This is a genomic window from Paraburkholderia sp. (assembly GCF_035501035.1).
GTDB lineage: Bacteria > Pseudomonadota > Gammaproteobacteria > Burkholderiales > Burkholderiaceae > Paraburkholderia.
In genome coordinates, this window is sequence record NZ_DATJWR010000028.1 from 1 (window position 1) to 5,380 (window position 5,380).

At 66.5% G+C, this 5,380-nt stretch carries 4 protein-coding genes and 1 pseudogene; 1 reads left to right on the forward strand and 4 read right to left on the reverse strand.

Annotated features, from left to right (window positions below; all coding sequences use genetic code 11):
* Together VMJ11_RS01850 and VMJ11_RS01855 are read right to left on the reverse strand one after the other, a co-directional pair.
* Window positions 1–113: pseudogene (locus VMJ11_RS01850) on the reverse strand (haloacid dehalogenase type II); the annotation flags it as partial.
* Between the two features lie 248 nt (window positions 114–361).
* The gene (locus tag VMJ11_RS01855; RefSeq protein WP_325616344.1) at window positions 362–1,840 is read right to left on the reverse strand and encodes an aldehyde dehydrogenase family protein; all 1,479 of its coding nucleotides are present in this window, start codon (window positions 1,838–1,840) and stop codon (window positions 362–364) included.
* Between the two features lie 238 nt (window positions 1,841–2,078).
* On the opposite strand from VMJ11_RS01855, the gene VMJ11_RS01860 reads away from it, so the two are divergent.
* Window positions 2,079–2,951, forward strand: a complete 873-nt coding sequence (locus VMJ11_RS01860; RefSeq protein WP_325616346.1) for a GNAT family N-acetyltransferase — start codon at window positions 2,079–2,081, stop codon at window positions 2,949–2,951.
* Between the two features lie 75 nt (window positions 2,952–3,026).
* Here VMJ11_RS01860 and VMJ11_RS01865 read toward each other — a convergent pair whose 3' ends face one another.
* Entirely contained in the window at window positions 3,027–4,451 is a 1,425-nt protein-coding gene (locus VMJ11_RS01865; RefSeq protein WP_325616348.1) for a hypothetical protein, read from the reverse strand.
* 28 nt (window positions 4,452–4,479) lie between these two features.
* A partial coding sequence (gene serC, locus VMJ11_RS01870; protein ID WP_325616350.1) for a 3-phosphoserine/phosphohydroxythreonine transaminase occupies window positions 4,480–5,380 on the reverse strand: 901 nt, incomplete at its 5' end.

Here is a 5,380-nt window from a genome sequence, read left to right on the forward strand (position 1 = left end):
TCCGCGCCCTTGAGGCGGTCGCCGTACATCTCGCGCGCCATGTCGGCCATGCGGAACTTCGTCAGCGTGCCGTAGCAGTCGAACGTGATGTACTTCGGCTCGAAATCGATCATGATGACAATCCTTTCGTGTGATGAACCCGCTCCGGGCTCAGTGGCGAAAACAGGAAAAAGTGCGTCCCTGTGGAAAATTTAAACAGCGCAAAATTTGGGGGTGTCGTCGATTCGTGGGGCCTGCACGGTATAAACCACTCGTTTGCAGCAGCGGTCTCAGCAGATTGTGCTGTGCGCTCCTGAAGGCTTCGCGGGCGCTTACGGACTCCTTACCATCCGCATGACCGTGCTTTTTACCGTGCTCATCGTCAGCTCCGCGTATCGATCAGCACGCTCTTGAAGCGCAGATGCGCTTCATATCCCTGGCGGCCCAGGTCCTTGCCGATGCCCGAGCGCTTGTAGCCGCCCGTCGGGATCATGAAGTCGCTACTGCGGCCGTAGCGGTTGACCCACACCGTGCCCGCCTCCAGCGCGCGCACGAGACGCAGCGCACGGCCAATATCTGCGGTGTGCACGCCGGCGGCCAGGCCGTACTCGGGATGCGAGGCAAGCGCGAGCGCTTCTTCCTCGGTGTCGAAGGTCTGCACCGTGAGCACGGGGCCGAAGATCTCGGCGCGCACGGCCTCGGTTTGCGGCGTCACGCCGGTCAGGATGGTGGGCAGCCAGAACGCGCCGGGCACGCTCGCATCCGCGCGCCGGCCGCCGCAGCGCATGCGCGCCCCTTCGGCCACGCTGCGCTCGACAATCGCCTCGATGCGCGCGGCCTGCGGCTCCGAAATGATGGGCGGCAGCGTCGTGCCGCGCGCCCAGGTCGCACCGGCGCGCAGTGCCGCGAAGGCCTGCTCGATGCGCGACACGAGTTCGTCGGCAATGCTGCGCTCGACCAGCAGCCGCGACCCGGCAACGCACACCTGCCCCGCGTTGCCGGCGATCGCGCCCGCAATGCGGCGCGCGACTTCGTCGAGCTTCGGCGCGTCGGCGAACACCAGTTGTGGGCTCTTGCCGCCCAGTTCCAGCGTGAGCGGCTTCGTGCCGGACTGCGCGCACGCCGCCATGATCGCGGCGCCTGCGCGCGTCGATCCCGTGAACGTGACCTTGGCCACGCGCGGGTGCCTCACGAGCGCGTCGCCTGTCGTCGCGCCGTCGCCTTGCACGACGTTGAAGATGCCCGGCGGAATGCCCGCCTCGATGGCGAGCTCGGCCAGACGCAGCACCGAGAACGGCGTCATCTCCGAGGGCTTGAGCACCACGGCGTTGCCAGCGGCCAGCGCAGGGCCGATCTTCCACGAGGCCATCACGAGCGGGAAATTCCACGGCGCGATCGCGCCCACGACGCCATAAGGCTCGGCGATCGTCATGCCCAGGTGATCGTGGTCCGTCGCCGCGACCTCGCCGCCAATCTTGTCCGCGAATTCGGCGTAGAAGCGAATGCCTTCGGCGGTGAACGGCACGTCCCAAGCGCTGGCGTCGCGCACCGGCCGGGTCGAACCCAGCGCTTCGAGCGGCGCGAGCGTGGCAACATCGACGGCGATCAGATCCGCGAAGCGGCGCAGGATGCGGGCGCGTTCGCGCGGCGCCATGCGTGCCCAGCCGCTCTCGCGAAACGCACGCGACGCGTTCTCGACGGCGCGGTCCACCATTTGCGCATCGGCGACCGGCACCGAGGCGTACACCACGCCATCCGACGGCCGCGCCACCTCGATGCGCTCCGCGCCCTCGCCAACCCACGCGCCGCCAATGAAATGGCCGCTGCGCACGGCGACTGCTGCGGGATCGAACTGGTCCATGACTGGCATCCCTCGACTGGTTTCGATGGGAACATCGTAGGCCCAGCGCCGCCGCATATTTCGCCGACAATATTGCGTCCGCAGCAGATTCGACGCGTTGTTGGCGGTCGAACCGCGCGTTTTGCATTGCATCACCGGCGCGGGGCGCCAAGGCTCGTGCGACAGGAAGATCGTCCTAGCCAGCCATGGCAGGCAATGCGATAGTCACGGTACGCGTATACAGAATCTGGAGGCCGGCGTGTCCGACCCAACCTCGAACAGCGTCATTACCCTTCGCGCTTTTACTTCCGATGATCTGGCCGCCGCCCATGCGTTGTCGACGGCGGTGCGCTGGCGGCACCGCCCAGAAGACTGGCGTTTCGCCGCCCGCATCGGGGATGGGATCGTGGCCGTGGACGAAAGCGGCGCGATCGTCGGAACGGCTTTCGCCTGGGCGTTCGGCCCCAATGCCGCGACGCTGGGCATGCTGATCGTGAAGCCCACTCATCAGCGGCGCGGCATCGGCCGGGCCATGATCGAGCACTGGATGCACGCGCTCGACTCGCGCACGCTGCTGCTTCACGCGAGCGATGCCGGCTGGCCGCTCGTCGAGCGGCTCGGCTTCACGCGCATCGGCCGGATCCACCAGCACCAGGGCGCGGCATTCCAGCCGCCGCTCGTGTCGCTGCCGGCCGGCGAGCGGCTGCGCCCGATCGGCGCGAGCGACGCACCGCGCCTGATCGAACTCGCCACGCGCGCAAGCGGCCTCGACCGCTCGGACATGCTGCCGAAACTACTCGATCAGGCGAGCGGCATCGCACTCGACCGGGACGGCACGCTGATTGGATTCGCACTGTTCCGGCGCTTCGGCGACGGCCACGTGATTGGCCCCGTCATCGCCCCCGACTCGCCCGACTCGTGCCGCGCGAAGGCGCTGATCAGCCATTGGCTCGCTTCCAATGCGGGCATGTTCGTGCGCATCGACACGCCCGTCGATCTGGGCCTGTCCGACTGGCTGGAAGGCGTGGGACTGCCGCTCGTCGATCACATCGAGAAAACCGAGCGCGGCACGCCGCTAGACGTCGACTCGGAATACAGGCAATTCGCGATCACGAGCCAGGCCGTTTGGTGATCGTTCTGCGCGCCCTCGCGGCGCGCACCGGCAGCCTCCTTTCGGCCTGCACGGGCCTGAGTGTGGGCCGTGCCCCTACCGGCGCACACGCTCCTGTTGCATACGCTCGAACGCTTCGGCAATCCGCTCGATATGCGGATTCTTGTGCGCAAGCGGGCCGTTGCGCGCTTCGCGGTGCACGAGCATGGTCGCGTTCGCTTCGAATACGAGCACTTGCCCCGTGGACGTGAGCGCGAAATCGATGCCGCCGAAGTCGAGGTCGAGCCGCCTGCCGATCTCGACGATGGCTTCGCTCGCGCGCGTGCCGAGCACCGCGAACGGATCGGCGAGAAAACGGCGCTCTTCGGCCAGCTTCCACGGCTCATCGAGCATGTCGGCCGAGAAGTAGTGAACCATCCAGCGGCTCGAAATGGCAAGGTGATAGGGGTACGGCTTGCGGTCGACGTAAATGATCCGGTATTTTCGGTAGTTGCCGTCGGCGCTGCGAAAGTCGTGATACGCGGTGAGATAGCACGGCGCATCGAGCTTGACGAGCGAGGACCACAGCGAAGCGAGCGAAGCGTGCAATTCGAGGCCCTCGCCACCATGCGTCTGGACAGGACGCATCAATAAGGGGAACGAAATACGCATCTGCGCGATGTTGCGCGCCAGTTCATTGACGTTTGCCGGGCGCGTATCGATACGCATGCAACGCGGCACGAACGTGTCCCGCACAGATTCGAGCAGCGCCGCTGTCTTGTGCCGATGCGTGCGCTCGATCGCCTGGGGCGGATTGAGCACGGGACGTTCGCAGTGCGCCACGAAATGGGCAAGGCGCGGCGCGAGCGGCACCGCGGCGTCGGGGTCGCCTACGGCGTTGAACACGAGGTCATACGGCGGTAGCTGGGCGTCCTCGGCTTCATCGGCGTAGTCGATCGCGTAGCGGATGCGCGAGACCGTCTCGAACGAGAGCAGCGCATCGATCGGCACGTTGCCCTTGCCTTTGCCCGCGCCGAGAATCAGCACACGGCGTTGCTCGGCGCCCAGCGCCGTTTCCGTGAAGACACGCTGTAGCTCGTACGCGCGCTCGCGGTGCGTGGCGGCCTCTTCGAGCAGTCCCTCGCCTTCGAGCGCCACAGCCAGATTCTGATGCGCGATCGCGAGCGACGGATTCATGCCGAGCGCGTGCCGGTACCAGCGTATGGCCGACTGGCGCCGGCCTTTGATCGCGAATACGGTTGCCAGGTTGTAGCACACCAGCGCCACCTGCTCTTGCGAAGCACTACCTAACATCTCGAACGCCGCGAGCGCGAGCTGATGCGCGGCGTAGCCCACCTCGTCGTTGGCGGCGCGCATGGCGTCGAGCATTCGCGCGTGCAGCCCGACGTCGTGCGGCGCGGCGTCGAGGGCCTGCGACAGGCGTTCGATCGTATCGGCAGACGCCGTCGATGGCAGCGGCGCGCCTGCCGTCGTGTTCGTTGCGTGGGTGGCCGTTGCCTGCAGTTCGGTGATTGAAGACATGTCGATGAATTAGCGGGCGCGATGCCGCTCAGGCGTGGCAGAGTGCAAAGTCGGTCAGCGCTTCGCACAGTGTTTCGACTGCGTCGAGCGTGACCGCGTTATAGAGCGAAGCGCGCAGCCCCCCGAGCGAGCGATGCCCCTCCAGCCCGACGATGCCGCGCTCCCCCGCGCTGGCAATGAACGCGCGATCGAGCCGCTCGTCGCCGAAGGTGAAGGCCGCGTTCATCTGCGAGCGCCACGGTCTTCCCGCATGGACCGTGACGGCATCGCGCATGGCGTCGAGTGTGCCGTAGAGCCGTTGTGCCTTGGCTTCGTTGATGCGCTGCATGGCCGCGAGGCCGCCGATATCGTCGCGCAGCCAGCGCGTGACCAGCGCGAGCACGTAGATCGCGAAAACGGGCGGCGTGTTGTAGTTCGAACGGTGCTCGATTTGCGTGCGCAAGTCGAGAATGCGCGGCAGCCCATCGGGAATGCGCGCGAGCAACGCGCGATCGATCAGCGCGACGGTCACGCCCGCCGGGCCGAGATTCTTTTGCGCGTGCGCGTAGATCATCGCGAAGCGGCTCGTTTCGAGCGGCTTCGACAGGAAGTCCGACGACATGTCCGCTATCAGCGGCACGCGCAAATCGTCGTCGGGCACGGCGAATTGCAGGCCTTCCACCGTCTCATTCGAGACGTAATGCAGATAGGCCGCGTTCGGCTCCACGTCGAGCCGCGCCAGCGCAGGCAACTCGCGAAAGCCCGCGTGCGCGCCGTCCCAGGCAATGTGGCACTCGCCCGCGCGTTGCGCTTCGGCGCTCGCGCGTTGGCTCCAGTAGCCCGAATTCACATAGGCGGGCGGCGCCCAGACGCGGGTCGCGAAGTTCATCGGTATCGTCGCGAACAGCAGGCTGCTGCCGCCCTGGAGAAAAGTCACCGCATAGCGGTCA